This is a genomic window from Owariibacterium komagatae (assembly GCF_045865535.1).
Classification (GTDB): Bacteria; Bacillota; Clostridia; order Oscillospirales; family Ruminococcaceae; genus Ruthenibacterium; species Ruthenibacterium komagatae.
In genome coordinates this window covers 3,012,175-3,035,063 of the sequence record NZ_AP031406.1, presented here as the reverse complement: position 1 = coordinate 3,035,063, position 22,889 = coordinate 3,012,175, and the positions used below count along the sequence as shown (strand labels likewise).

The 22,889-nt window shown below is 53.7% G+C and carries 30 protein-coding genes and 3 pseudogenes; 30 read left to right on the top strand and 3 right to left on the bottom strand.

What is annotated here, in order from left to right; all coding sequences use genetic code 11:
• Window positions 1-277 precede the first annotated feature (277 nt).
• The 6 genes from ACKTS9_RS15280 (at window position 278) to mobQ (ending at window position 4,124) form a co-directional block, all read left to right on the top strand.
• The gene (locus ACKTS9_RS15280) at window positions 278-691 is read left to right on the top strand and encodes an RNA polymerase sigma factor (protein ID WP_407881757.1); all 414 of its coding nucleotides are present in this window, start codon (window positions 278-280) and stop codon (window positions 689-691) included.
• Between the two features lie 103 nt (window positions 692-794).
• Entirely contained in the window at window positions 795-1,247 is a 453-nt protein-coding gene (locus tag ACKTS9_RS15275) for an RNA polymerase subunit sigma-24 (protein ID WP_407881756.1), read from the top strand.
• 10 nt (window positions 1,248-1,257) lie between these two features.
• Window positions 1,258-1,719: an RNA polymerase sigma factor gene (locus ACKTS9_RS15270; protein ID WP_195560275.1), complete on the top strand. Its 462-nt coding sequence runs from the start codon at window positions 1,258-1,260 to the stop codon at window positions 1,717-1,719.
• Window positions 1,716-2,255: a sigma factor-like helix-turn-helix DNA-binding protein gene (locus tag ACKTS9_RS15265; RefSeq protein ID WP_407881755.1), complete on the top strand. Its 540-nt coding sequence runs from the start codon at window positions 1,716-1,718 to the stop codon at window positions 2,253-2,255. Before ACKTS9_RS15270 ends, ACKTS9_RS15265 begins: the two co-directional genes overlap by 4 nt.
• Entirely contained in the window at window positions 2,195-2,491 is a 297-nt protein-coding gene (locus ACKTS9_RS15260; protein ID WP_407881754.1) for a DUF3847 domain-containing protein, read from the top strand. Before ACKTS9_RS15265 ends, ACKTS9_RS15260 begins: the two co-directional genes overlap by 61 nt.
• Before the next feature lie 187 nt (window positions 2,492-2,678).
• On the top strand, window positions 2,679-4,124 hold the full coding sequence (mobQ, locus tag ACKTS9_RS15255; RefSeq protein WP_407881753.1) for a MobQ family relaxase: 1,446 nt from the start codon (window positions 2,679-2,681) through the stop codon (window positions 4,122-4,124).
• A gap of 105 nt (window positions 4,125-4,229) precedes the next feature.
• Here mobQ and ACKTS9_RS15250 read toward each other — a convergent pair whose 3' ends face one another.
• Window positions 4,230-4,520: a type II toxin-antitoxin system YafQ family toxin gene (locus ACKTS9_RS15250; RefSeq protein WP_407881752.1), complete on the bottom strand. Its 291-nt coding sequence runs from the start codon at window positions 4,518-4,520 to the stop codon at window positions 4,230-4,232.
• A complete protein-coding gene (locus ACKTS9_RS15245; protein ID WP_407881751.1) occupies window positions 4,517-4,795 on the bottom strand; it encodes a type II toxin-antitoxin system RelB/DinJ family antitoxin in 279 nt (92 codons plus the stop codon). The genes ACKTS9_RS15250 and ACKTS9_RS15245 overlap by 4 nt, the downstream gene beginning before the upstream one ends.
• A 106-nt stretch (window positions 4,796-4,901) precedes the next feature.
• Between ACKTS9_RS15245 and ACKTS9_RS15240 the strand changes: the two genes are divergently transcribed.
• The 19 genes and pseudogenes from ACKTS9_RS15240 (at window position 4,902) to ACKTS9_RS15150 (ending at window position 16,720) form a co-directional block, all read left to right on the top strand.
• Window positions 4,902-5,078, top strand: a complete 177-nt coding sequence (locus tag ACKTS9_RS15240; protein WP_407881750.1) for a hypothetical protein — start codon at window positions 4,902-4,904, stop codon at window positions 5,076-5,078.
• On the top strand, window positions 5,059-5,457 hold the full coding sequence (locus tag ACKTS9_RS15235) for a cysteine-rich VLP domain-containing protein (RefSeq protein ID WP_407881749.1): 399 nt from the start codon (window positions 5,059-5,061) through the stop codon (window positions 5,455-5,457). Before ACKTS9_RS15240 ends, ACKTS9_RS15235 begins: the two co-directional genes overlap by 20 nt.
• Window positions 5,458-5,570: 113 nt before the next feature.
• A complete protein-coding gene (locus ACKTS9_RS15230; protein ID WP_407881748.1) occupies window positions 5,571-6,305 on the top strand; it encodes a phage replisome organizer N-terminal domain-containing protein in 735 nt (244 codons plus the stop codon).
• Window positions 6,302-7,165, top strand: a complete 864-nt coding sequence (locus ACKTS9_RS15225; RefSeq protein WP_407881747.1) for an ATP-binding protein — start codon at window positions 6,302-6,304, stop codon at window positions 7,163-7,165. The genes ACKTS9_RS15230 and ACKTS9_RS15225 overlap by 4 nt, the downstream gene beginning before the upstream one ends.
• Before the next feature lie 43 nt (window positions 7,166-7,208).
• Window positions 7,209-7,400 carry a transposon-encoded TnpW family protein gene (locus tag ACKTS9_RS15220; protein ID WP_044911006.1) on the top strand — a complete coding sequence of 64 codons (192 nt, stop codon included), beginning with the start codon at window positions 7,209-7,211 and terminating at the stop codon, window positions 7,398-7,400.
• A gap of 77 nt (window positions 7,401-7,477) precedes the next feature.
• Complete coding sequence (locus ACKTS9_RS15215; protein WP_006574342.1) at window positions 7,478-7,843, top strand: hypothetical protein; 366 nt, start codon at window positions 7,478-7,480, stop codon at window positions 7,841-7,843.
• 86 nt (window positions 7,844-7,929) lie between these two features.
• Window positions 7,930-8,754 (top strand): annotated as a pseudogene (locus tag ACKTS9_RS15210) (VirD4-like conjugal transfer protein, CD1115 family); the annotation flags it as partial.
• 215 nt (window positions 8,755-8,969) lie between these two features.
• Window positions 8,970-9,098, top strand: a pseudogene (locus ACKTS9_RS15205) (Maff2 family mobile element protein); the annotation flags it as partial.
• Window positions 9,099-9,292: 194 nt separating this feature from the next.
• Window positions 9,293-9,670, top strand: a complete 378-nt coding sequence (locus ACKTS9_RS15200; protein WP_076776053.1) for a GntR family transcriptional regulator — start codon at window positions 9,293-9,295, stop codon at window positions 9,668-9,670.
• Window positions 9,670-10,533 carry an ABC transporter ATP-binding protein gene (locus tag ACKTS9_RS15195; RefSeq protein WP_076776056.1) on the top strand — a complete coding sequence of 288 codons (864 nt, stop codon included), beginning with the start codon at window positions 9,670-9,672 and terminating at the stop codon, window positions 10,531-10,533. The genes ACKTS9_RS15200 and ACKTS9_RS15195 overlap by 1 nt, the downstream gene beginning before the upstream one ends.
• Complete coding sequence (locus ACKTS9_RS15190; protein WP_076776058.1) at window positions 10,530-11,174, top strand: ABC-2 transporter permease; 645 nt, start codon at window positions 10,530-10,532, stop codon at window positions 11,172-11,174. The genes ACKTS9_RS15195 and ACKTS9_RS15190 overlap by 4 nt, the downstream gene beginning before the upstream one ends.
• A gap of 53 nt (window positions 11,175-11,227) precedes the next feature.
• Window positions 11,228-11,368 carry a hypothetical protein gene (locus ACKTS9_RS15185; RefSeq protein WP_407881746.1) on the top strand — a complete coding sequence of 47 codons (141 nt, stop codon included), beginning with the start codon at window positions 11,228-11,230 and terminating at the stop codon, window positions 11,366-11,368.
• 60 nt (window positions 11,369-11,428) lie between these two features.
• Window positions 11,429-11,845: a pyridoxamine 5'-phosphate oxidase family protein gene (locus ACKTS9_RS15180; RefSeq protein WP_087213563.1), complete on the top strand. Its 417-nt coding sequence runs from the start codon at window positions 11,429-11,431 to the stop codon at window positions 11,843-11,845.
• A gap of 593 nt (window positions 11,846-12,438) precedes the next feature.
• The gene (locus ACKTS9_RS15175) at window positions 12,439-12,837 is read left to right on the top strand and encodes a plasmid mobilization protein (protein ID WP_407881745.1); all 399 of its coding nucleotides are present in this window, start codon (window positions 12,439-12,441) and stop codon (window positions 12,835-12,837) included.
• The gene (locus tag ACKTS9_RS15170; protein ID WP_407881744.1) at window positions 12,809-14,425 is read left to right on the top strand and encodes a relaxase/mobilization nuclease domain-containing protein; all 1,617 of its coding nucleotides are present in this window, start codon (window positions 12,809-12,811) and stop codon (window positions 14,423-14,425) included. Before ACKTS9_RS15175 ends, ACKTS9_RS15170 begins: the two co-directional genes overlap by 29 nt.
• Window positions 14,415-14,801, top strand: a complete 387-nt coding sequence (locus tag ACKTS9_RS15165) for a cysteine-rich VLP domain-containing protein (protein ID WP_407881743.1) — start codon at window positions 14,415-14,417, stop codon at window positions 14,799-14,801. The genes ACKTS9_RS15170 and ACKTS9_RS15165 overlap by 11 nt, the downstream gene beginning before the upstream one ends.
• Window positions 14,802-14,913: 112 nt before the next feature.
• Window positions 14,914-15,672 carry a phage replisome organizer N-terminal domain-containing protein gene (locus tag ACKTS9_RS15160; RefSeq protein WP_118736596.1) on the top strand — a complete coding sequence of 253 codons (759 nt, stop codon included), beginning with the start codon at window positions 14,914-14,916 and terminating at the stop codon, window positions 15,670-15,672.
• Window positions 15,669-16,511 carry an ATP-binding protein gene (locus tag ACKTS9_RS15155; RefSeq protein WP_407881742.1) on the top strand — a complete coding sequence of 281 codons (843 nt, stop codon included), beginning with the start codon at window positions 15,669-15,671 and terminating at the stop codon, window positions 16,509-16,511. The genes ACKTS9_RS15160 and ACKTS9_RS15155 overlap by 4 nt, the downstream gene beginning before the upstream one ends.
• Before the next feature lie 14 nt (window positions 16,512-16,525).
• The gene (locus ACKTS9_RS15150) at window positions 16,526-16,720 is read left to right on the top strand and encodes a transposon-encoded TnpW family protein (RefSeq protein ID WP_002596234.1); all 195 of its coding nucleotides are present in this window, start codon (window positions 16,526-16,528) and stop codon (window positions 16,718-16,720) included.
• Between the two features lie 55 nt (window positions 16,721-16,775).
• Here the strand turns inward: ACKTS9_RS15150 and ACKTS9_RS15145 are convergent, their stop codons facing one another.
• Window positions 16,776-17,081 (bottom strand): hypothetical protein, encoded by a 306-nt coding sequence (locus tag ACKTS9_RS15145; protein WP_087371200.1) that lies wholly within the window; start codon window positions 17,079-17,081, stop codon window positions 16,776-16,778.
• Window positions 17,082-17,296: 215 nt separating this feature from the next.
• Here ACKTS9_RS15145 and ACKTS9_RS15140 point away from each other — a divergent pair, with 215 nt between their 5' ends.
• The 5 genes and pseudogenes from ACKTS9_RS15140 to ACKTS9_RS15120 all read left to right on the top strand — a co-directional run bounded on the left by ACKTS9_RS15140 (window position 17,297) and on the right by ACKTS9_RS15120 (window position 22,887).
• Window positions 17,297-18,913, top strand: coding sequence for a recombinase family protein (locus ACKTS9_RS15140; RefSeq protein WP_407878196.1), 1,617 nt, complete (start codon window positions 17,297-17,299; stop codon window positions 18,911-18,913).
• A 90-nt stretch (window positions 18,914-19,003) separates the two neighbouring features.
• Window positions 19,004-19,099: pseudogene (locus ACKTS9_RS15135) on the top strand (Maff2 family mobile element protein); the annotation flags it as partial.
• Between the two features lie 83 nt (window positions 19,100-19,182).
• On the top strand, window positions 19,183-20,052 hold the full coding sequence (locus ACKTS9_RS15130; protein WP_002578790.1) for a VirB6/TrbL-like conjugal transfer protein, CD1112 family: 870 nt from the start codon (window positions 19,183-19,185) through the stop codon (window positions 20,050-20,052).
• Between the two features lie 20 nt (window positions 20,053-20,072).
• Window positions 20,073-20,495 (top strand): PrgI family protein, encoded by a 423-nt coding sequence (locus ACKTS9_RS15125; RefSeq protein ID WP_002578789.1) that lies wholly within the window; start codon window positions 20,073-20,075, stop codon window positions 20,493-20,495.
• Between the two features lie 10 nt (window positions 20,496-20,505).
• Window positions 20,506-22,887 (top strand): VirB4-like conjugal transfer ATPase, CD1110 family, encoded by a 2,382-nt coding sequence (locus ACKTS9_RS15120; RefSeq protein WP_002578788.1) that lies wholly within the window; start codon window positions 20,506-20,508, stop codon window positions 22,885-22,887.
• Window positions 22,888-22,889 lie beyond the last annotated feature (2 nt).

Sequence of the window (22,889 nt, the reverse complement as noted above, 5' to 3'; positions counted from 1 at the left end):
GCACACTGACCGCCGACAAATTCAGACGATGTTTGCACTATCGTCAAAAAAATCCCGGCCACCGGACAGGCCCCGTCTGGCAGCCAGTGCGAAAATTGTCACAATGTAACTGAATACCGTGTTTTTTGCGCTCGAATAGCTTCATGCTGTCCGAGCGTTTTTTCATACCTATGGGGCCGGAACATCGGGCCAACATGGCCCGAACCCTGCCCCCGGTGTCGTTCCCCGCCGCCCCGTTCAGATTTTCCCGCAAAAAATCTGAACGGAGGAAAGGCAGATGGAAGTCACCATCCATTACAACGGACAAGCTGTGGCCGTGGAGGTCACGCTGGAAGTCTATGAATTTCTTGACCGGGCCGACCACAAGACCGAGAACCTGTTCCATGAGCAGCGGCGGCACTGGGATGGCCGGGAGTTTGACGAATACATAGTTGCCACCGAGGGCGTGGGTATCTACGGCGAAACGCCGGAGGAATACCTTTGCCGCATGGAAACGCTGGGCGAGCTGATGGCCGTTCTGGACACCTGCACCGAGGCTCAGCGCCGCCGGTTCCTGCTCTATGCCCTGGACGGGCTGACCCTTACGGAGATCGCTGCCCTGTGCGGCTGCTCCAAGAGTTCGGTGCAAGGCTCCATTGAAGCGGTCAGAAAAATTTTCAAAAAAATTTTGAGAAACCACCCATACGAATGACCCCTTTTCGGGCTACCAAGTGAAAGGGATTGTTTCCCTTATCCCAGCGGGAGGCGGACAGCGGACAAGCTGCCCGCCTCTCCCATTTTCAGGAGGTAAGCCTATGAAAACCATCAATCTGCGGTGGATTTATCCCCACTACCGGCACGACGAGTTTGTAGAGGTCAGTGACGAGGTTTGGGAGGCCATGCGGCAGGCCCAGCGCGAGATGAACAACTATGAGCGCCGGAAGGTCTACCACCGCGCCTGGTACTCCCTGGACGCATATAGCTGGGCGGAGAACTACGCGCTGGAACACGGCAGATCGCCGGAGGAAATCCTTTTGGAGCGCGAGGAACGGGCCGCCCATCTGCGGCTGCTGGCCGCCTTGCCGGAAGCCCTGGCCCATGCCACACCCACCCAGGCCCGCCGTGTCTGGGCCTACTACATCGCCGGTATCAGCCAGCCGGAAATCTCCCGGAGGGAGGGCGTACACAGCAGCAAGGTCAGCGTTGCCATCTGGCGGGGCCTGCGGAATATGCGCCGCTGCTATGACTGCCTTTTCCCGGCAGAGTGAGGGCGGGCCTATGCAGACGATCAACCTCAAACAGTATTACCCGTTCTGCACCGAGGACACTTTTGTGGAGGTGTCAGATGAAATCGTTGAAGCGTTCCTGCTGGACAAGCGGGCCGAGGCCGCCAGGGAGCGCAAGATGTACCGCTACAAGGCGTTTTACTCCCTTGACTGCGATGATGGGATTGAGAATGCCGCCATCGGCTGGGCGCAGCCATCGCCGGAGGATTGCCTGATGGAAAAGGAGGCGCAGGCCGAATATGCTGAACTGCTCCGGCGGCTCTATGAGGCCATTTCCTCTCTGACCCCAGCGCAGGCCCGCCGCGTCCATGCCCGGTATATGCTGGGGATGAAAGTGAAGGACATTGCCGCGATGGAAGGTATCACTCCATCCCAGGCGGGGAAGTCCATCCATGCGGCGCTCCGGCGGCTGCGCCGGTACTTCATGCGCCGGAAATGGACAAGCGGCCTATGAAAACCATCAACCTGAAAAAGTATTATTACCCCCTCTACGAAACAGACACCTTCATCGAACTGCCGGACGAGATCGCCGACGCCATCGCGGAGGAATGGCGCACCGACCACAACTCCGAGCAGCGGCTATGGAGCCATACTTACTCGATGGACTATTCCCCCGGTCTGGAATACCACCTGCTCTCTCATGCCCTCTCCGCTGAGGACACTCTGCTGGAAGAAGAAACACGCCGGGAACAAGAAGAAGCCCATGAATTGATGTTGCAGCGGCTCCGGGAGGCCCTTGCCACCCTGACGCCCCGGCAGGCGAGCTGCCTGCACGCCCGGTTTTGGGAGGGCAAGCAGTTTAAGGAGATTGCCGAGGCCGAAGGCTTTACGACATCAGCGGCCATTGTCACGGTTCGCAACGCCATTATCAAGTTGCAGAAATATTATATCAAGCGCGGCTGGATGGAGCCGCTGAAGGAGGACGCGATATGCACAAAGAAATCACCGCCCAAGCGAAGCAGAAAAAAGACGAGCGCGAAGAAATCCTGAAGGAAATCCGGCAGCTTGAGAACCGCCAGAAGATTTTGGAGAACAAGCAGCGCAACGAGGAACGCAAGGCCCGCACCCGCCGCCTGATTGAGCGCGGGGCCGCTTTGGAGGGCATTTTCCCTCTGGCCCCCGACCTTCCCGGCGTAGAGGTCAAGGCGTTCCTGATTGCCCTGTCCCATCTTCCGGGGGCGGCGGAACTGGCCGCAAAACTGCCGAAATCCGGGGACAAGCCATAAGTCCCTTGTTTACAAGGGCGCACTTATACACCGTTGCCGGTGTCGTGCGCCCTGCCGGGGGCCGTTGCGTACTTCGTCCGCGATGGGGAGCTACACTCCCCAAACCCCTTGTGCGCCCCGCGCAGCCAAACACCCGCTTCGCGTCTGTTCGGCTCCACGGAGCCTGAAATATCCCCGCCGAAAGGAGGTGCCACCCATAGATTTTTGCCATATCCCCGTCAGTATCATCAAGCGCAGCGAGGGCCGTTCCGCTGTTGCCGCAGCCGCCTACCGAAGCGGAACCAAACTGACAAATGAATGGGACGGCCTGACCCATGATTACACCCGGAAGGGCGGCGTTGTCCATGCGGAAGTCATGCTGCCCGCCCACGCCCCGCCAGAGTTTGCAGACCGCGCTACCCTCTGGAACAGTGTGGAACAGATCGAGAAAGCCAGGGACAGCCAGCTTGCCCGCGAGATCGAGGCGGCTTTGCCCCGCGAACTGTCCAGGGAACAGCAGCTTGCCCTTGTCCGGGCCTATGTGAAGGACAACTTTGTAGACAAGGGGATGTGTGCTGATTTTGCCATCCATGACAAGGGAACCGGCAACCCCCATGTTCATATCATGCTGACCGTCCGGCCCCTGAAAGAAAATGGCGCATGGGGCGCGAAGTGCCACAAGGCATACGACCTGGACGAGAACGGCCAGCGCATCCCGGACGGGAAAGGCGGGTGGAAGAACCACCGGGAGGACACCACCGACTGGAACGACAAAGGGAATGTGGAGATTTGGCGGGTGGCATGGGCGGCTTATACCAACCGGGCATTGGAGGCCGCCGGTCAGCCCGCCCTGGTAGACCACCGCAGCTACAAGCGCCGGGGCATTGATAAAATCCCCTCTGTCCACCTGGGGCCAGCGGCCAGCCAGATGGAGAAGCGCGGCATCCGCACCGACAAGGGAGAAGTCAACCGGCAGATCGCCGCCGACAACAAGCTGCTCAAGGAAATCAAGGCCCGCATTACCCGCCTCTACAACTGGTCTAAGGCCGAGGCGGAAAAGCCGGAGGGCCAGCAGCCCAGCATGATTGACTTGTGGGAGGCCCAGCAGCAGCTCAAGCGGCCCGACACCCGCACCGGCAAAATCCGGGCTTTGCAGGAGAGCGCCGCCCTGTTCAGCTTTTTGCAGGCAAACGGCATCCAGTCCATGCAGCAGCTCCATGAAAAAATCGCAGATATGAACACCCGTTACTATGACCTGCGGCGAGGGATTGTCAAGGCCGAACGCCGGATCGCTGTCCTCACTGAGCGCGGGGAAATGTGGGCGCAGTACAACGAGTACAAGGCTGTCCATAAGCAGCTTGCCAAGGTAAAGCCGGAGAAGCGGGAACTGTTCGAGCAGCGTCACAGCCGGGAACTGATCCTCTATGACGCGGCGGCCCGGTATCTGAAAGAACTGAAAGCCAGCGGCGAAGAACTTTCCCCGAAGGAATGGCGGCACGAGATCGACCTGCTGACCGCCCAGAAGCAGGTGGACAGCATCGACATGAAGGCCATGCGGGAGGAACTGAAAGCCGTGGAACGGCTCCGCAAGGCCGCCGACCAACTGGCCCGGCAGGAACAGGACAAGTCCCATGACCGGGAGCCGGAGCGGTAAAGGGTACGGCGTTTTACCGACCCCTCACGGGGGTGTCATGTTTCGTGACGCCCTTTGTACACAGAAAAACCGCCGTACAGGTTTCCCCATACGGCGGCAGCACTCTCATTTATCGAACAGGTCGCTGTGCGTCCCGGTACGGGCCAGCGTCAGCACCAGCACATCGTCCTCAATTCGGTAGATAAGCAGCCAGTCCGGCTGAATGTGACATTCCCGATGCCCCACCCAATCGCCGGACAGATCGTGATCGCGGTTCTTCTCCGGCAGCGGTTCGCCCATCGACAGCAGCGCCACGACCTGTTCCAGCAATTCGATTTTCAGGCCGCGCTTGATTGCCCGCTTGTAGTCCTTTTTGAAAGCGGTCGTGTACTTGACGGTGTACTTTGTTTTCCTCATTTTTTCAGGTCGGCAAACAACTCGTCAAGGTCATTGTATCCCTTTACAGACGGGTCTTTTGCAATCCTTTCCGCTTCCAGCATGGCAGCAATCGTTTCTTTGTTGGGCTGTTCCAGCTTCACTTCAAAGGGAATGCCGCCTTCACGAAGCGACTGGCGCACGAAAATATTAAACGCCGTAGTCAGGTTCATGCCCAGCTCATTGAAAAGAGCGTCGGCCTGTGCTTTCAAATCCGCGTCCATGCGGATACTGATGTTTGTGGTATTTCCAGCCATATCATCAACCCCTTTCTGCTGGTACTTTTAGTATATGCTATTTGCACGAAGAAAACAATACTTTGCACGAATATTTAACAGTAAATTCATTGAAGGAGGTCACTGTATGAAGCAGATTATTTTACCCGTCACCGTCCACCTGAATATCCGCCTGCCCCTTGCCCTCTTGCAGCCGGAACCGGCAGACACGCCCACCGGCCCGGAGCCGGAGGCCCATGCCTGCCAGGGCTGCGGCAACTGCGGCGGGTGCGGGAAGTGCCAGCATGAAGAAAAGCAAGCCTGAACCCATCCCCGTCATGGACTACCGCCAGTACCGCAGAGCGCGGCGGCTGGTACATGAGTGCTGCAACTATGACGGCGGCCACTGTATCGCGCTGGATGATGGGGAGGAATGTGTCTGTGTCCAGTCTATTTCCTACTCCCTGTTGTGCCGGTGGTTCCGGGCGGCGGTGCTGCCGCTGGACAGGGAACTGGAAACGGCACTGTTCCACCGCCTGGACGCCAAGCGGTGCGCCGTCTGCGGGGCGCTGTTCACCCCCGGCTCCAACCGGGCCAAATACTGCCCGGAATGTGCCGGACGCATGAAGCGTATCAAGGCCGCCCAGCGCAAGCGCAAACAGAGGGCTAAGTGTCACGCTTTAGGGGCCAAAAACCCCTTGTAAATCAAGGACTTTTTCGAGGGTGTCGGCGGGGGCCTGATAGATTTATCCTCTGGCCCCCAAAACGGCCCTCTAAAGGCGTACAGACCCCTGAAATAAACCCCAAGGAGGAACCCATGTCAGACAATCGAAAATATTACTACCTGAAACTCAAAGAGAACTATTTTGACGATGACTCCATCGTGCTGCTGGAAAGTATGCAGGACGGTGTGCTGTACTCCAACATTCTGCTCAAGCTGTATCTGAAATCTCTGAAACACGGCGGGCGGCTCCAGCTTGACGAGAATATCCCCTACACGGCGCAGATGATCGCCACCATTACCCGCCAGCAGATCGGCACTGTGGAGAGGGCCTTGCAAATCTTCCTGAAGCTGGGCCTTGTGGAAGTGCTGGACAGCGGCACCTTCTACATGAGCAATATCGAACTGCTGATCGGCCAGTCCTCCACCGAGGCCGAGCGAAAGCGGGCAGCGAGGCTCCAAAACAAGGCTCTTTCCACGCCCCGGACAAAGGTTGGACATTTGTCCGACATTCGTCCACCAGAGATAGAGATAGAGTTAGAGAAAGAGATAGAGATAAAGAGAGAGATAGAGAAGGGACGCCCCGCCCGCGCCTATGGCCGTTACCAGAATGTTTTCCTGACAGACGAGGAACTGGCGGACTTGCAGGCCAGCTTTCCCACCGTTTGGGGCCAGTACATCGAAAAGCTGTCCGAGTACATGGCCTCTACCGGCAAGCGGTATCAGAGCCATGCCGCCACCATCCGGCGCTGGGCCAGCGAGGACGCGAAGAAAGCGGCCCCGCCCACCCGCAACCGGGATTACAGCGTAAAGGAGGATGAAACAGTATGATGGAGATTACCGCAGAAATCCGGGCGCTGATCGACAAGGCAGCCGCCGGTATGGAGCTGGCCGGGGACGAGTACATAGACCCGGCAGACGGCCTCATTCACTGTAAGAGGTGCGGCGGCCAGAGGCAGACCGTTGTGCCATGCTTTGGGAAACCGGGCTACTTCATGCCCCGCTGTATCTGCCAGTGCCAGCGGGAGGCTGAGGAACAGCGCAAGGCCGCCGAGGAACGGCAGCGCCGCATGGAGCGTATCAAGCGCCGGAAGGCTCAGGGTCTGCAAGACCGCTATCTGTACGACTACACCTTCGCCAACGACAACGGCCAAAATCCCCTAATGGACAAGGCCCGCGCCTATGTGGAGAACTGGAAAGAGGCATACAGGAACAACACCGGTCTGCTGCTGTTCGGGGATGTGGGAACCGGCAAGTCCTTTTTTGCCGGTTGTATCGCCAACGCCCTGCTTGACCGGGATGTGCCGGTGCTGATGACGAACTTTCCTACCATCCTGAACCGCCTGACAGGGATGTTTTCCGAGGACAGGGCCGACTTTATCGCCAGCTTTGATGAGTACGACCTGCTCATCATTGACGATTTGGGTGTGGAGCGCAGTACAGAGTATGCGATGGAGCAGATGTTTTTCGTCATTGACAGCCGCTACCGCAGCCGCAGGCCCATGATAATCACCACCAACCTGAAGCTGGCCGAACTCAAAAACCCGCCTGACCTGGCCCACGCCCGTATCTATGACCGTATTCTGGAACGGTGCGCCCCGATCCTCTTTGCCGGGAAAAACTTCCGGGAGGAAAACGCCGGGGCCACCAAGCAGGCGGCGAAAGACATTGTAAACCGTAAGCATGAGTAATTTTGTGCCGGACGGCACAGCCCCGCCCGGAGAAAGGAGCGCCATGAGCGAAGAAACCCGTACCATGCAGACCGCAGACACCACCACTACCAGAGCGCCGGAGGACGCCCCCGCGCTGGTAAAGAAAATCGGCAAGACCACCTACAAGGTGCGCGTCCATTTCAGCCAGACCAGCACTGAAACCATGAGCGACAAAATCAAGCGTATGCTCAAAAACGAGATACAGCAGATGTGACCGGCTGATAAAGCCAGCCGCCTTGTGTTAAACTGATGATGGTACACACCAAAACTTTAGCCAAGGAGGACATGAAAATGCTGTACACAGAAAAAGAGAAAAATGAGATTGAGCGCGTCCGCAAAGTGTTTGAGAAACATATCCAGCAGATGACCGCTTATGATTTGGTTTGGTCGGACAAGGTCGGCTATGTGTGGCTGGCAATATCTATCGACCCGGTCTATATTGATACCGGCAACTGGATAGAGTCCGCTACTGGCCTTTGTTATGAGTGCTTGAATGATATAGCACTGGATGTTTTTGGAATGACCGGAAACGACCATGACTTCGAGGACGCCGATCCGCTGGAACTGGCCGAGATTAAGCGGCGCTGGAAACCCTATATCGACCAACTGCCGGAATATGCGTACCTTTGCGACGAACTGTTAAGCAGGAGAAAATAACCCATCCGCAAAAGTGTCAGGAGCTAAAATCTGCTTCTGGCACTTTTTTTGTGGCTTTTTCGTGAATTTGATTAAAAAGTCCTTGACAACTCGTTTCGGGCAAAACCGCAAAATCCATCCTGATTTCCTGCGGTGCGCGCCTTGCCGTGTTCGACATCGCGGAGCTGCGGGAGGTCACGGCCTACGACGAGCTGGAGCTGGATACCCTGGGAGACCGGAAAACCGCCTTGTTCTTGATTATGAGCGACACGGACGATAGCTTTAACTTCCTGATCTCCATGTGCTACACCCAGCTGTTCAATCTGCTCTGCGAAAAAGCGGACGATGTGTACGGCGGGCGGCTGCCGGTCCATGTGCGGTGCCTCATTGACGAGGCCGCCAATATTGGACAGATCCCTCGGCTGGAAAAGCTGGTTGCCACCATCCGAAGCCGTGAGATTTCCGCCTGCCTGGTGCTGCAAGCACAGTCCCAGCTCAAAGCTATCTACAAGGACAACGCCGATACCATCATCGGCAACATGGATACCTCCATCTTCCTGGGCGGCAAAGAGCCGACAACCCTCAAGGAGCTGGCCGCCGTGCTGGGCAAGGAGACCATCGACACCTACAACACCGGCGAGAGCCGGGGCCGCGAGACATCCCATTCTCTTAACTACCAAAAGCTCGGCAAAGAGCTTATGAGCCAGGATGAACTGGCCGTCATGGACGGCGGCAAGTGTATCCTCCAGCTGCGCGGTGTGCGGCCTTTCCTCTCGGACAAGTACGACATCACCAAGCACCCCAATTACCCGTACACCGCCGACGCGGACCCCAAGAACGCCTTTGACATCGAGGCGTTCCTGTCCACCCGGCTCAAGCTCAAGCCCAACGAGGTCTACGATGTGTATGAAGTAGACGCAGAGGGCGTGTAAATCTGTTCCGCTGTGAAAGGAGTGATCTTATCTACCCGCCTCAACCGCCCCGGATGGGGCCATCGGCGTACAAAGCGGACAATCACCAAAAAATAATGAAAAAAGGAGGACAGCCGGAATCAGGCCCCGGAAACCGGGTGCCGATTGTTCCGGCTTTTGTATGCCTATGAATGACTAAATCAAACTTTTCAAATGATTCCGGCTAACTATAATTTATGGCATTTTTCAATCAGGCTATCACCGTTCTTCAGACCCTCGTTATCGCTCTGGGCGCTGGTCTCGGCATCTGGGGTGTCATCAACCTGCTGGAAGGTTACGGCAACGACAACCCCGGTGCGAATGCTCATGTGCCATAAAGTAACACACGAATTTGAAAGACAGCCATACACTATTCCATGTCCATATAAATTGCAAAAAGCAGACTGAACACAAGCGTTTGGCCTGCTTTTTGTAATTTACCCTCTTGACATCTGTGCTTTTCCGTTTTATACTGTACTTGTAACAGCATAACACTAAAGAACGGAATGGTGGTGGGAATTTGGAGATAGTCGTAAGCAATAAGGCAAGCCGACCTTTATACGAGCAGATAGCGTCACAAATTAAAGCGGCAATTATGAGTGGTGAGTTAAAAGCTGGCGAAGCAATTCCGTCTGTAAGGTCATTGGCAAAGTCATTGCATATCAGCATTTTAACGGTTCAAAAGGCATACGCCACATTGCAAGAAGATGGCTTTATTGAAACGACCGCCGGAAAGGGTTGTTATGTATCAGCGCAAAATCAAGATTTCTATCTGGAAGAACAGCAGAAAAAGATAGAAGAAAAGTTTTCAGAAGCTATCGAGATTGCCCGCACAAGCGGAATATCTCTGGATAAGCTGGCAGAATTACTCACACTAATGTATCAGGAGGATGAATGATGGGCGATAATGTTTTGGAAATTCGAGAATTATCGAAAGATTACGGCGACTTTGTTCTTGACAAAGTAAGTTTTTCACTCCCCCGTGGTGTCATTATGGGGCTGATTGGAGAAAATGGTGCAGGAAAATCGACAACGATTAACTGTATCCTAAATGAAACACAAAAAACTGGTGGTAAAATACTCATTTTTGGTAAAGACCATATTTCAGATGAAATCGAAATTAAAGATAAGCTCGGCGTGGTTTTCGATGAAAATCATTTCCCTGACATCTTCACGGCAGAAGAAATCGGGAAGTTCATGTCTGGAATTTATTCCGGCTGGGATTGGCCGCTTTATCGCCAGCATCTCGAAAAATTTGAACTGCCGAAGGATAAAAAAATTAAAGATTTTTCCAAAGGCATGAAAGTGAAATTGGCATTTGCTGTGGCTCTGTCCCACAAGGCGGAACTGCTGATTTTGGACGAAGCAACCAGCGGACTTGACCCTATCATCCGTGATGATGTTTTAGATATGCTCATTGACTTTGTTCAAGATGAAAACCACTCCGTTTTAGTATCATCTCATATCACAAGTGATTTGGAAAAGGTGGCGGACTATATTACCTTTCTCCACAAAGGAAAATTGATTTTCACCCACGAAAAAGACGAACTGGTTGACAATTACGGCATTTTGAGCTGTGGTGCCGCTGTATTTGACACTCTGGATAAATCCGAAATCGTTGCTTACCGGAAAGAAGATTATCAGTTTAAGGTTCTGGTAAAAGACCGCAACAAGGCCGCAAAACAATATCCAAATGCAATCGTTGGCCCGGCCACGATTGAAGAAATCATGTTGTTCTATGTAAAGGGGGAAATGCAATGAAAGGCTTATTGACAAAAGACTTCCTGACAGTTAAGAAAAAATACGGAATTGCCCGTCTTATCATGGATCTCGCTATCATTGCTGCTTTGATGATTATTTTGGAGGGGGCTGGTTCCATTTATATTAGTTTCCTACTTGTTCCGCTGGAAGTTGCCTCTATGCTGATTACCCTTGCCAATTCTGATGAACAATGGAAATGGGGAAAATATGCGGTTGCGTTACCGCTCTCAAAAAAGCAGATTGTCAGTAGCCGTTATGCCTTTGCGGGGATTGCAGCAATCATCGGATTATGTGTTGCTCTTGCAGTAAACACGATTTCCTACTTCTGCTTTCCAGCATATCAGTTTGGTTTTTATTTGTTTATGTCTGTAGCTTCATTTTGTGTTGTCTTACTGTTCCTTGCCTTTATACTGCCCTCTAACTATTGGCTGGGGGTCAATGCGGGATTTGCAGTGATGTTTATACTAATCATACTGTTGGTAGTTTTAGGGATTTGGTCACGAGTAACAAACAATGCGATTATGGGCTTTGTTGTAGAGAATTTTGATTTGAGCATGATAATTGGATTTGTGAGTACAATCGTTATTTTCGCACTATCTTATGTTTTGTCGATTTCATTGTTCAAAAGGAAATATGCTTAAAGATAGCAAGGAGTGCTGCCGCCCCGAACTATTATCAGAGAGGGGGAATTTCCATGACCGAAGATGAAGCCTACAAAGTGCATATCCAGTACACCTTTAACGCCTTTTGCAATGGTTATGTGATCGATAAAAACGAATATTTGGGTGAGCCGTATTTAACATTTGGAATACGTTTAATAAAAACTCTGATGTAACTCTTTTGTTATCAAGAAATGGACGCAACAGAAATTGGAATTTGTATAGGAGATAACCTTATGAGAAAATTAAGCTCAGAAGCTGAAAAAATAATGATCGAACGTTTTGGAAAAGACACGGTGATTGCATTAGCAACGGTGGAACAAGAAATGCCATATGTGCGGAATGTAAATGCTTATTATGAGGATGGCTCATTTTATATTATTACATATGCACTTTCTAACAAAATAAAACAAATAGAAAAAAACCCAAATGTTGCAATAGCGAGTGACTGGTTTACTGCACATGGAAAGGGAAACAATTTAGGGTATTTTGGAAAAGAAGAAAATCGTATAATTGCTGAGAAACTGAAAATCGTTTTTGCCGAATGGATTGATAATGGGCATAATGATTTTGATGATGAAAACACCATAATTCTATGCGTGAAATTAACGGACGGACTGTTACTTTCACATGGAACAAGATATGAATTTTAAACTTCAAATCCTAATTTGTCGGGCCAACCTGACCTGAACTTACAAAACTGAATAACCGCCGCCCACCGGCGGCCAGCGAAAGCAGTAAGTCTGAAAAGATTTGCTGCTTTTTTGTTGTCCATTTGGCAAAATCGCAAAGTCACCCGTAGTAGATAGGTGAAGCCGGAAAAAAGCTGCCTGTCCCATTTGGCAAATTTCAAAACGCGGTGTTGTAGGGAGTGAAAGGAAAAATTCTCTGCCCCGCCGGTTGCCAAAATCCTGTTTCCCGAATTACTAAGGCAAAAGAAAATTTGAAAAAATCCCCGGACAGCGGGTAGCTGGCGGCCTTTCAAATGTATCTTTGGCGAAAGAAAAAAAGACCGCGCACAGCGGGCTGAAAGCCCCGCCCTGTTCGCTCTATGTACGGAAAAGCCCGGACAGGGGCAGTCTACGGCTTACAAAGAGCAAGTTTCTACCACGGTGCCAAAATCCGCAATTCTGCGGTTTTGTCCCTCGCGGGAAACTTGTTGGGGAGTGCCTTCCCCAAACCCTGCTTTGCGGCTTGCGCCGCTTATTCCCGCCGCGCTCATGCGGCAAGAAAGGAGGTCACGACCATGCGAAAGAAATACAACACGCCCCACCGCAGCCACGTTGTGAAAACCCGGCTGTCCGAAGATGAATACGCCGACTTCACAGCGCGGCTTGCCCCTTATGGTATCAGCCAGTCCGAATTTCTCCGGCAGGCGATACGACGGGCGACCATACGCCCGATTGTCCATGTGTCGGCGGTCAATGACGAACTGCTCTCCGCTGTCGGGAAGCTGACAGCCGAGTACGGCAGGATTGGCGGCAACCTCAATCAGATTGCCCGGTATCTGAACGAGTACGGCGCACCCTACAACGCCCTTTCCGACGAGGTACGCGCCGCCATAGCCGACCTTGCCGCCCTCAAGTATGAAGTCCTCAAGAAAGTAGGTGACGCGGTTGGCAACACTCAAACATTTAGGCTCTAAAAACGCCGACTACGGAGCCGCCGAAGCCTATCTGACCTTTGAGCATGACGAGTTTACCATGAAGCCCACCCTTGACGAACAGGGGCGGCTTATCCCCCGCGAGGACTACCGGCTGTCCACGCTGAACTGCGGCGGCGAGGATTTTGCCGTTGCCTGTATGCGGGCAAATCTCCGCTATGAGAAAAACCAGCGGCGGGAAGATGTGAAAATCCACCACTATATCATCAGCTTTGACCCACGGGACGGGACGGACAACGGCTTGACTGTAGACCGGGCGCAGGAATTGGGCGAGAAGTTTTGCGCCGAGCATTTCCCCGGTCACCAAGCCCTTGTATGCACCCACCCGGACGGGCATAACCACAGCGGCAATATCCATGTGCATATCGTTATCAATTCGCTGCGGATAGAGGAAGTCCCGTTCCTGCCCTACATGGACAGGCCAGCCGACACGAAAGCCGGTTGCAAGCACCGCTGTACCGACGCAGCCTTGCGCTACTTCAAGTCCGAAGTCATGGAGATGTGCCACCGGGAGGGGCTTTACCAAATCGACCTCTTGAACGGCAGCAAGAACCGCGTCACGGAACGGGAGTATTGGGCGCAGAAAAAGGGACAGGCCGCGCTGGACAAGCAGAACGCCCCCATGCTTGCGGATGGTATCACACCCCGGCAGACCAAGTTTGAAACGAACAAGGAAAAGCTGCGGCAGACCATACGGGAAGCCCTTGCCACCGCCGCCAACTTTGACGAGTTTTCCTCTCTGCTGCTGCGGGAGGGCGTGACCGTCAAGGAGAGCCGGGGGCGGCTTTCCTACCTCACGCCGGACAGGACGAAGCCCATTACCGCACGGAAGCTGGGCGACGATTTTGACCGCGCCGCTGTCCTTGCCGTTTTGGAGCAGAACGCCGCCAGAGCCGCAGAAAAGGCCGCAGCCATACCCGAATACCAGCGGCATGGGAAAACCGGCATACAGCCCACAAAAGCCCCTCAAACCTCTCCGAATGTGCAGCGGCTTGTGGACATTGAGCAGAAGAAAGCCGAGGGCAAAGGCCGGGGCTATGAACGCTGGGCGACCATGCACAACCTCAAACAAATGGCCGCGACGCTGAATGTGTATCAGGAATACGGCTTCACTTCCCCGGAGCAGTTAGAAGCCGCCGTTGATACCGCCTATCAGGAAATGCGCCAGACCAGTGGCGAACTGAAAGCACTGGAAACGAAGCTACAAGGGAAAAAGGAGTTGCAGCGACAGGTGCTGGCTTACGCCAAGACCAAGCCCGCCCGCGACGGGCTGAAAGCGCAGAAATCCCCCAAAGCCCGCGACGCATACCGGCAGGCGCATGAGAGCGATTTTATCATAGCCGAAGCCGCCGCCCGGTATTTCCGGGAGCATGGCATTACCAAGCTGCCCGCCCGGAAAGCGTTGCAGGCCGAGATCGAGCAGCTTATTTCCCAAAAAGACAGCCTTTACAACGGCTACCGGGAGCAGAAACAGCGGTTCAAGGAGTTGCAGACGGTCAAGAGCAATATCGACCAAATCCTGCGCCGGGAGGAACCGAACCGCAGAAAGGAGCAGAGCCATGAGCGATAACCTGCCCCGCATGGACTACCGCCAGCACCGGCGGGCGCGGCGGCTGGTGCATGAGTGCTGTAACTACGACGAGGGGAACTGCCTGTTATTGGACGACGGGGAACCTTGCGTGTGCGTCCAGAGCATTTCCTATTCCCTCATGTGCCGCTGGTTCCGTGTGGCTGTCCTGCCCCTTGACGGGGAGCTGTCCGCAGCCCTCTTGTACCGGGGAAGCCGGAAACGGTGCGCGGTCTGCGGGGCGGCTTTCGTCCCCAAATCTAACCGGGGAAAATACTGCCCCGACTGCGCCGGACGCATGAAGAAAATCAAAGCCGCCGAACGAAAGCGGAAACAAAGGCATAAATGTCACGCTTTAGAGCCTTTCAAACCCGCATAAATCAAGGCTTTTTTCGTGGGTGTCAAAGGGTATGCGATACATTTATCCTTTTCCCCCGGAAACAGCGTTCTAAATGCGTACAAACGCCCCAAATCCACCCAAAGGAGGAACCATGTCAGACAACCGAAAATACTACTACCTCAAGCTGAAAGAGAATTACTTTGACGAGGACGCTATCGTGCTGCTGGAAAGTATGCAGGACGGTATCCTCTATTCCAACATTCTCTTGAAACTGTACCTGAAATCGCTGAAAAACGGCGGGAAGTTGCAGCTTGATGAAAATATCCCCTACACCGCACAGATGATTGCCACCATTACCCGTCAGCAGGTCGGCACCGTAGAGCGAGCCTTGCAGATTTTTATGAAGCTGGGGCTTGTGGAGCCGTTACAGAACGGCGCGCTGTATATGAGCAACATTGAACTGCTTATCGGCCAATCCTCTACCGAGGGGGAGCGGAAACGGCGGGCAAGGCTGGCTTTGCAGGAGCAGAAAGCCTTGCCAAAGGCCGGGGCGGACAAATGTCCACCATATCAAGCGGACATTTGTCCACCAGAGATAGAGATAGAGAAAGAGATAGAGATAGAAAAAGAGAGAGAGCGAGAGTTAGATACGGGACAGCCCGCCCGCGCCGCCTATGGCCGGTATGAAAATGTCTTTCTTTCGCAATCAGAACTGGACGGGCTGAAAGCAGACCTGCCCGACAAATGGAACTATTACATTGACCGGCTATCCTGCCATATCGCGTCCAGCGGTAAGCGATACCGCAGCCATGCCGCCACAATCTACAAATGGGCGCAGGAGGACGCAGCCAAGAAAGCCCCGAAAAAGGGCATACCAGACTACTCATGCAAGGAGGGCGAGAGTTTATGAAGAACGAAATCAACGCTGTTTTGGAGAATATGACGGCTACCACCCCGGAGCCGGAGGACTACACCGGCGAGGACGGTTTACTGTACTGCGGCAAGTGCCGCAAGCCGAAAGAAGCCTATTTTGCGCCGGATAAGGCCGCTATCTTTGGCCGTGACCGCCACCCGGCAGAGTGCGACTGCCAGAGAGCCGCCCGCGAGGAACGGGAGGCCGCCGAGAAGCGGCGCAGGCACCTTGACACCGTGGAGGAACTGAAACGCCGGGGCTTTACCGACCCCACCATGCGGGACTGGACTTTTGAGAACGACAACGGCAGGAACCCGCAGACCGGGATTGCCCGCCGGTATGTGGAGCATTGGGAGGATATGCGAACCGACAATATCGGCTGCCTGTTCTGGGGCGGCGTGGGAACCGGGAAAAGCTACCTTGCGGGCTGTATCGCAAACGCCCTCATGGAGAAAGAAATCCCCGTCCACATGACAAACTTTGCCCTTATCCTCAATGACCTTGCCGCCAGCTTTGAGGGGCGCAACGAGTACATTTCCCGCCTTTGCCGCTATCCGCTGCTTATCCTTGACGACTTCGGCATGGAGCGCGGAACGGAATACGGGCTGGAGCAGGTTTTCAATGTGATTGACAGCCGTTACCGCAGCGGCAAGCCGCTGATCGTCACGACCAACCTCACGCTGGACGGCCTGCACAACCCGGAGGACACCGCCCATTCCCGGATTTATGACCGCCTGCTTTCCATGTGCGTCCCAGTGCGCTTTACCGGCGACAATTTCCGGCAGGAAACCGCGCAGCGGAAAATGGAGAGCATGAAAAAACTGATTACCGACTGAAAGGAGTATTGCCTATGGCAGATAACAAGCAGCACGACACCCGCACCACCCGCCGCCCCGACTGCGTGACGGAAATCCGCATGGGCAATTCCGTCCTTGTCGTGTCCGGCTATTTCAAGAAAGACACCACGACCACCGCTGCCGACAAAATGGCGCGGGTACTGGAAGCGGAAGCCGCTGCTACACAGGAGCCAACTTATCCGGCGTGAGCCGGGGCATGGAAAAAGCGGCCATGCCGGGGAGCGTGGCCGCTTTTTATATCTTTTAGAAATTAAACATAGGACAATCCTTGTAGCGTTCTGGTATTGGTAATTCATCAATCCCTATTGGACCAAGATTTTCAATAAACACCGATTGCTCTTTGGGAAATATGAATCTGTTGAGATACTCAATGAAATCCCGCTCATTGTAACATAGGCCACCGTTAATCCTATATTTTTTTGCGTGGGAACTTGTTCTAAGCCATTTATCACAAAATTCAATGCAGTATTCGGTTAGATTGTCAGCTACAATGTTCGGAACAGAATAAACCATTCTATCACCATCGGCGCTAATAATTACATTTTTCATTTCTCCACCCCGTAAATTTATTTTTAATATCATAACACGGATTTATAAATATTTACACAAGAAAATGAAAACAATAAATCGCTACACAAAAATCGGCAATTTTACAAATCATAAAGAATCAGATTTTACACTTTTGCCGCTATACAGCCCACCCTATTCCGTGGTACAATGAAACCACGGAATAGTGGGGCTGGCTGTCGGAAACGGAGGATTTTATGTTAAGACAAGCCACCCAAAACCTCATTACCGCCCTTTATCCGAGATTGTCCCATGAGGACGAATTGCAAGGTGAGAGTAATTCCATATCGAATCAAAAAAGGATACTCGAAGCCTTTGCAAAACAGAATGGCTTTACCAACCTGCGCTGGTACACCGACGACGGCTATTCCGGCGCGAACTTTCAAAGGCCCGGTTTTCAAGCCATGCTTGCAGACATTGAAGCTGGGAAAGTGGGTACAGTTATCGTCAAGGACATGAGCCGGTTAGGGCGAAACTACTTGCAGGTAGGGTTTTACACGGAAATGCTGTTCCCTCAAAAGGGCGTGCGTTTTATCGCTGTCAACGACAATGTGGACAGCGCAAACGGCGGCATGGACAACGATTTTACCCCTCTGCGAAATCTGTTCAACGAATGGCTGGTGAGAGATACGAGCAAGAAAATCAAGGCAGTTAAGAGAGCAAAAGGCATGAGCGGCAAGCCCGTTACCAGCAAGCCGGTGTACGGCTACCTCATGGACGAGGACGAGAATTATATCGTTGACGAGGAAACCGCGCCGGTAGTCCGGCAGATATACCAGCTTTGCCTTGCCGGGAACGGCCCGACCAAGATTGCCCGTATGCTTACGGAGCAGCAAATCCCCACGCCGGGGACGCTGGAATACCGCAGGACGGGCAGCACCCGCCGCTACCACCCCGGCTATGAGTGCAAATGGGCGACAAATACCGTTGTCCACCTGTTGGAAAACCGGGAGTACACCGGCTGTCTGGTAAACTTCAAGACGGAGAAGCCCTCTTACAAGACCAAGCACAGCGTAGAGAACCCCATCGAGAAGCAGGCCATTTTTGAGAACCACCATGAGCCTATCATAGACCGGGAAACATGGGAGCGCGTGCAGGAGTTACGCAAGCAGCGCAAACGCCCGAACCGCTATGATGAAGTGGGGCTGTTCTCCGGTATGCTGTTCTGCGCCGACTGCGGCCATGTGATGTACCAGCAGCGGTATCAGAACAAGACCCGTAAGCAGGACTGTTACATCTGCGGCAGCTACAAGAAGCGCACCCGTGACTGTACGGCGCACTTTATCCGCACCGACCTGTTGACCGCCGGTGTCCTCTCCAATCTCCGGCAAGTGACGGAATATGCCGCCAAGCATGAGAGCCGCTTTGTGAAGCTGCTTATCCAGCAGAACGAGATCGGCGGCAAGAGAAAGACCGCCGCAGCCACCAAGCAGCTTGAACAGGCGCAGGAGCGCATTTCCGAAGTGAGCCGCATTATCAAGCGGCTGTATGAGGACAATGTGAACGGCAAAATCAGCGACGAGCGTTTCATGGAACTGTCGGCAGACTATGAGCAGGAACAGCGGGAACTGAAAAAGAGAGCCGCCGCCCTGCAAGCCGAACTGGACAAGTCAAAGGCAGCCACCGTCAACGCCGAGAAATTCATGGGCATTGTCCGCAAGCACCTTGCCTTTGAAGAACTGACCCCGACCCTGTTGCGGGAAATGATTGAGAAAATCGTGGTGCATGAGTGCAGCTATGACGAGAACGGCATCCGCAGGCAGGACATTGAGATTTATTACAGCTTTGTCGGCAAGATTGACTTGCCCGAATAACCGCCCGACCTATCCGACACAACGCGCGAGTGCCGGATAGGAACGGCAAAATTTTTTACACTTCTATTACTTCTTTATCGCACATCAGTAAAGTCCCAGGGCATGAAGCAGCTCATGGCTGGCGCTGGCGTCGCCGTGGTCGGCATGGTCCTCGTACCCCTGCTCTCCAGCCTGTTCACCGTCTGATCGCTCCCGTCGTTAAGCTGTCATAAGAAATCCTTGCCGCCCCTGCCCCCAAGCGGGGGCGGCTGAAAGGAGGTTGACACCGTATGGATTTCTTACTCGATGCCCTTACTGACTGGCTCAAGGAAATGTTGGTAGGCGGCATTATGAGCAACTTATCGGGGATGTTCGATAGCGTGAACCAGCAGGTCGCAGACATTGCGACACAGGTGGGCCAGACCCCTCAGGGCTGGAACGGGAGTATTTTCAGCATGATCCAAAATCTCTCCAACTCCATCATGGTGCCGATTGCTGGCGTGATCCTGGCTATCGTGATGACGCTGGAGCTGATTCAGATGATTACCGACAAGAACAACCTGCATGATGTGGACACCTGGATGATCTTCAAATGGGTGTTCAAATCTGCCGCTGCCATCCTCATCGTCTCAAACACCTGGAACATCGTGATGGGCGTGTTTGACGCAGCTCAAAGTGTGGTGGCGCAGGCGGCGGGCATCATCGGTTCCGACGCTTCCATCGACATCTCCTCTGTCATGACCGATATGGAGTCCCGGCTGATGGATATGGACCTGGGGCCGCTGTTCGGCCTGTGGTTCCAGTCGCTCTTTATCGGCATTACCATGTGGGCGCTTTACATTTGTATCTTTATCGTGATTTATGGCCGTATGATTGAGATTTACCTTGTGACCTCGGTGGCTCCCATCCCTATGGCCACCATGATGGGCAAGGAATGGGGCGGTATGGGCCAGAACTATCTGCGCTCGTTGATCGCCCTGGGCTTCCAGGCATTTCTCATCATCGTCTGTGTGGCGATCTACGCCGTGCTGGTGCAGAGTATTGCCACCGAATCCGACATCATTATGGCCATCTGGAGCTGCGTGGGCTATACGGTCCTGTTGTGCTTTACGCTCTTTAAGACCGGCAGCCTCGCAAAATCCGTTTTCAATGCACATTAACCAGGAAGGAGGTAATCCCTTTGGCTTATGTACCCGTACCCAAGGATCTTACGAAAGTCAAAACCAAGGTCGCGTTCAACTTAACCAAGAGGCAGCTTGTCTGCTTCGGCGGCGGTGCGCTGATCGGCGTACCGCTTTTCTTCCTGCTCCGGGGGCCTGTAGGAAACAGCGTGGCTGCCATGTGTATGATGCTGGTCATGCTGCCCTTCTTCATGCTGGCGATGTATGAAAAACACGGTCAGCCCCTGGAAAAGATCGTGGGCAATATCATCAAGGTGGCCGTCATCCGGCCCAAGGAGCGCCCGTATCAGACCAACAACTTCTATGCCGTTTTGGAACGGCAGGAAAAACTCGACAAGGAGGTGTATGACATTGTTCACGGTAATCAAAAGCTGGCTGCACCGGCTGTTCGGAAAAGACGAAAAGACCGCGCAGCCGGTTAATCAGAAAAAGATGAAAAAGCTGTCCCGCGCCGACAGAAAGCAGATCGAGGCTGCCATTGCCCGTGCCAATCGCACAGACAAAAAGAAAAAATCGGCTCAGGACAGTATCCCCTATGAACGGATGTGGCCGGACGGCATCTGCCGTGTGGCAGGCAGCCGCTACACAAAGACCATCCAATTCCAGGACATCAACTATCAGCTCTCGCAGAACGAGGACAAGACAGCGATCTTCGAGGGCTGGTGCGATTTCCTCAACTACTTCGACAGCTCCATTCAGTTCCAGCTGTCCTTTTTGAACCTGGCAGCCTCTGAGGAGACCTTTGCCCGCGCCATCAACATTCCTCTCCAGGGGGATGATTTTGACAGCATCCGGGTGGAGTACACCACCATGCTGCAAAACCAGCTGGCAAGAGGCAACAACGGTCTTATCAAGACCAAGTACCTGACTTTCGGCATCGACGCCGACAGCCTCAAGGCCGCCAAGCCCCGTCTGGAGCGCATTGAGACCGACATTCTCAACAACTTCAAACGCCTGGGCGTGGCCGCCGAGACCCTGGACGGCAAGGCGCGGCTGGCACAGCTTCACGGCATTTTCCACATGGATGAACAGGTGCCGTTCCGCTTTGAATGGGACTGGCTGGCTCCGTCCGGTCTGTCCACCAAGGATTTCATCGCGCCGTCCGGCTTCGAGTTCCGCACCGGCAAACAGTTCCGTATGGGTAAAAAATACGGGGCTGTTTCTTTTTTGCAGATCCTCGCCCCGGAGCTGAATGACCGGATGCTGGCGGATTTTCTGGATATGGAAAGCTCTCTGATCGTCAGCCTGCATATCCAGTCCGTAGATCAGATCAAGGCCATCAAGACGGTCAAGCGGAAAATCACCGACCTGGATAAATCCAAAATTGAGGAACAGAAAAAAGCCGTCCGCGCCGGATATGACATGGACATCATTCCCTCCGACCTTGCCACCTACGGTGCCGAGGCCAAGAAGCTCTTGCAGGATTTGCAGAGCCGAAACGAGCGAATGTTCCTTGTGACCTTCCTGGTGCTGAACACGGCGGACAATCCCCGGCAGCTGGGCAACAATGTGTTCCAGGCCAGTTCCATCGCACAGAAGTACAACTGCCAGCTGACAAGGCTTGACTTCCAGCAGGAAGAAGGGCTGATGTCTGCGCTGCCCTTGGGCCTCAATCAGATCGAGATTCAGCGGGGGCTGACCACCAGTTCCACGGCTATCTTTGTTCCGTTCACCACCCAGGAGCTTTTCCAGAACGGCAAAGAGGCGCTGTACTACGGTATCAACGCCCTGTCCAACAACCTCATCATGGTGGACCGCAAGCTGCTGAAAAACCCCAATGGACTGATTCTCGGCACCCCTGGTTCCGGCAAGTCCTTCAGCGCCAAGCGCGAGATCGCCAACTGTTTCCTGCTCACCAATGATGACATCATTATCTGCGACCCGGAGGCCGAGTACGCGCCCTTGGTGGAGCGCCTGCATGGGCAGGTCATCAAGATTTCGCCCACCAGCAGCAATTACATTAACCCTATGGATTTGAACCTGGACTACTCGGACGATGAAAGTCCGCTGTCTCTCAAGTCCGACTTCATCCTGTCTCTGTGCGAGCTGATCGTAGGCGGCAAAGAGGGCTTGCAGCCGGTTCAGAAAACCATCATTGACCGCTGTGTGCGGCTGGTGTATCAGGACTATCTCAATGACCCCCGCCCGGAGAATATGCCCATCCTGGAGGACCTCTACAACCTGCTGCGGGCGCAGGACGAGAAAGAGGCGCAGTACATCGCCACGGCGCTGGAAATCTATGTGACCGGCTCCCTCAATGTGTTTAACCATCAGAGCAATGTGGACATCAACAACCGTATCGTCTGCTACGACATCAAGGAGCTGGGCAAGCAGCTGAAAAAGATCGGTATGCTGGTGGTCCAGGACCAAGTGTGGAACCGCGTTACCATCAACCGTGCTGCCCACAAATCCACCCGTTACTACATCGACGAGATGCACCTGCTGCTGAAAGAGGAACAGACCGCCGCCTACACGGTGGAGATTTGGAAGCGGTTCAGAAAATGGGGCGGCATCCCCACCGGCATCACGCAGAATGTCAAAGACTTGCTTTCTTCCCGCGAGGTGGAGAACATCTTTGAGAACTCCGACTTCGTGTATATGCTCAACCAGGCGGGCGGGGACCGGCAGATTCTCGCCAAGCAGCTGGGCATTTCCCCTCACCAGCTTTCCTATGTGACCCACTCCAGCGAGGGCGAGGGCCTGCTGTTCTATGGCTCCACGATCCTGCCTTTCGTGGACCATTTCCCCAAGAACACCGAGCTGTACCGCATTATGACCACCAAACCCCAGGAACTGAAAAAGGAGGATGAATGACC

What these genes read in the sequence shown, in the direction of transcription:
- ACKTS9_RS15140 (WP_407878196.1), top strand. Translation starts at nt 17,297, where the DNA reads ATGTTAAGACAAGCCACCCAAAACCTCATTACCGCCCTTTATCCGAGA.
- ACKTS9_RS15155 (WP_407881742.1), top strand. Translation starts at nt 15,669, where the DNA reads ATGAAGAACGAAATCAACGCTGTTTTGGAGAATATGACGGCTACCACC.
- ACKTS9_RS15280 (WP_407881757.1), top strand. Translation starts at nt 278, where the DNA reads ATGGAAGTCACCATCCATTACAACGGACAAGCTGTGGCCGTGGAGGTC.
- ACKTS9_RS15230 (WP_407881748.1), top strand. Translation starts at nt 5,571, where the DNA reads ATGTCAGACAATCGAAAATATTACTACCTGAAACTCAAAGAGAACTAT.
- ACKTS9_RS15165 (WP_407881743.1), top strand. Translation starts at nt 14,415, where the DNA reads ATGAGCGATAACCTGCCCCGCATGGACTACCGCCAGCACCGGCGGGCG.
- ACKTS9_RS15130 (WP_002578790.1), top strand. Translation starts at nt 19,183, where the DNA reads ATGGATTTCTTACTCGATGCCCTTACTGACTGGCTCAAGGAAATGTTG.
- ACKTS9_RS15265 (WP_407881755.1), top strand. Translation starts at nt 1,716, where the DNA reads ATGAAAACCATCAACCTGAAAAAGTATTATTACCCCCTCTACGAAACA.
- ACKTS9_RS15270 (WP_195560275.1), top strand. Translation starts at nt 1,258, where the DNA reads ATGCAGACGATCAACCTCAAACAGTATTACCCGTTCTGCACCGAGGAC.
- ACKTS9_RS15260 (WP_407881754.1), top strand. Translation starts at nt 2,195, where the DNA reads ATGCACAAAGAAATCACCGCCCAAGCGAAGCAGAAAAAAGACGAGCGC.
- ACKTS9_RS15180 (WP_087213563.1), top strand. Translation starts at nt 11,429, where the DNA reads ATGAGAAAATTAAGCTCAGAAGCTGAAAAAATAATGATCGAACGTTTT.
- ACKTS9_RS15190 (WP_076776058.1), top strand. Translation starts at nt 10,530, where the DNA reads ATGAAAGGCTTATTGACAAAAGACTTCCTGACAGTTAAGAAAAAATAC.
- ACKTS9_RS15225 (WP_407881747.1), top strand. Translation starts at nt 6,302, where the DNA reads ATGATGGAGATTACCGCAGAAATCCGGGCGCTGATCGACAAGGCAGCC.
- ACKTS9_RS15235 (WP_407881749.1), top strand. Translation starts at nt 5,059, where the DNA reads ATGAAGAAAAGCAAGCCTGAACCCATCCCCGTCATGGACTACCGCCAG.
- ACKTS9_RS15185 (WP_407881746.1), top strand. Translation starts at nt 11,228, where the DNA reads ATGACCGAAGATGAAGCCTACAAAGTGCATATCCAGTACACCTTTAAC.
- ACKTS9_RS15160 (WP_118736596.1), top strand. Translation starts at nt 14,914, where the DNA reads ATGTCAGACAACCGAAAATACTACTACCTCAAGCTGAAAGAGAATTAC.
- ACKTS9_RS15250 (WP_407881752.1), bottom strand. Translation starts at nt 4,520, where the DNA reads ATGAGGAAAACAAAGTACACCGTCAAGTACACGACCGCTTTCAAAAAG.
- ACKTS9_RS15150 (WP_002596234.1), top strand. Translation starts at nt 16,526, where the DNA reads ATGGCAGATAACAAGCAGCACGACACCCGCACCACCCGCCGCCCCGAC.
- ACKTS9_RS15175 (WP_407881745.1), top strand. Translation starts at nt 12,439, where the DNA reads ATGCGAAAGAAATACAACACGCCCCACCGCAGCCACGTTGTGAAAACC.
- ACKTS9_RS15195 (WP_076776056.1), top strand. Translation starts at nt 9,670, where the DNA reads ATGGGCGATAATGTTTTGGAAATTCGAGAATTATCGAAAGATTACGGC.
- ACKTS9_RS15245 (WP_407881751.1), bottom strand. Translation starts at nt 4,795, where the DNA reads ATGGCTGGAAATACCACAAACATCAGTATCCGCATGGACGCGGATTTG.
- ACKTS9_RS15240 (WP_407881750.1), top strand. Translation starts at nt 4,902, where the DNA reads ATGAAGCAGATTATTTTACCCGTCACCGTCCACCTGAATATCCGCCTG.
- ACKTS9_RS15215 (WP_006574342.1), top strand. Translation starts at nt 7,478, where the DNA reads ATGCTGTACACAGAAAAAGAGAAAAATGAGATTGAGCGCGTCCGCAAA.
- ACKTS9_RS15220 (WP_044911006.1), top strand. Translation starts at nt 7,209, where the DNA reads ATGAGCGAAGAAACCCGTACCATGCAGACCGCAGACACCACCACTACC.
- ACKTS9_RS15275 (WP_407881756.1), top strand. Translation starts at nt 795, where the DNA reads ATGAAAACCATCAATCTGCGGTGGATTTATCCCCACTACCGGCACGAC.
- ACKTS9_RS15145 (WP_087371200.1), bottom strand. Translation starts at nt 17,081, where the DNA reads ATGAAAAATGTAATTATTAGCGCCGATGGTGATAGAATGGTTTATTCT.
- ACKTS9_RS15120 (WP_002578788.1), top strand. Translation starts at nt 20,506, where the DNA reads ATGAAAAAGCTGTCCCGCGCCGACAGAAAGCAGATCGAGGCTGCCATT.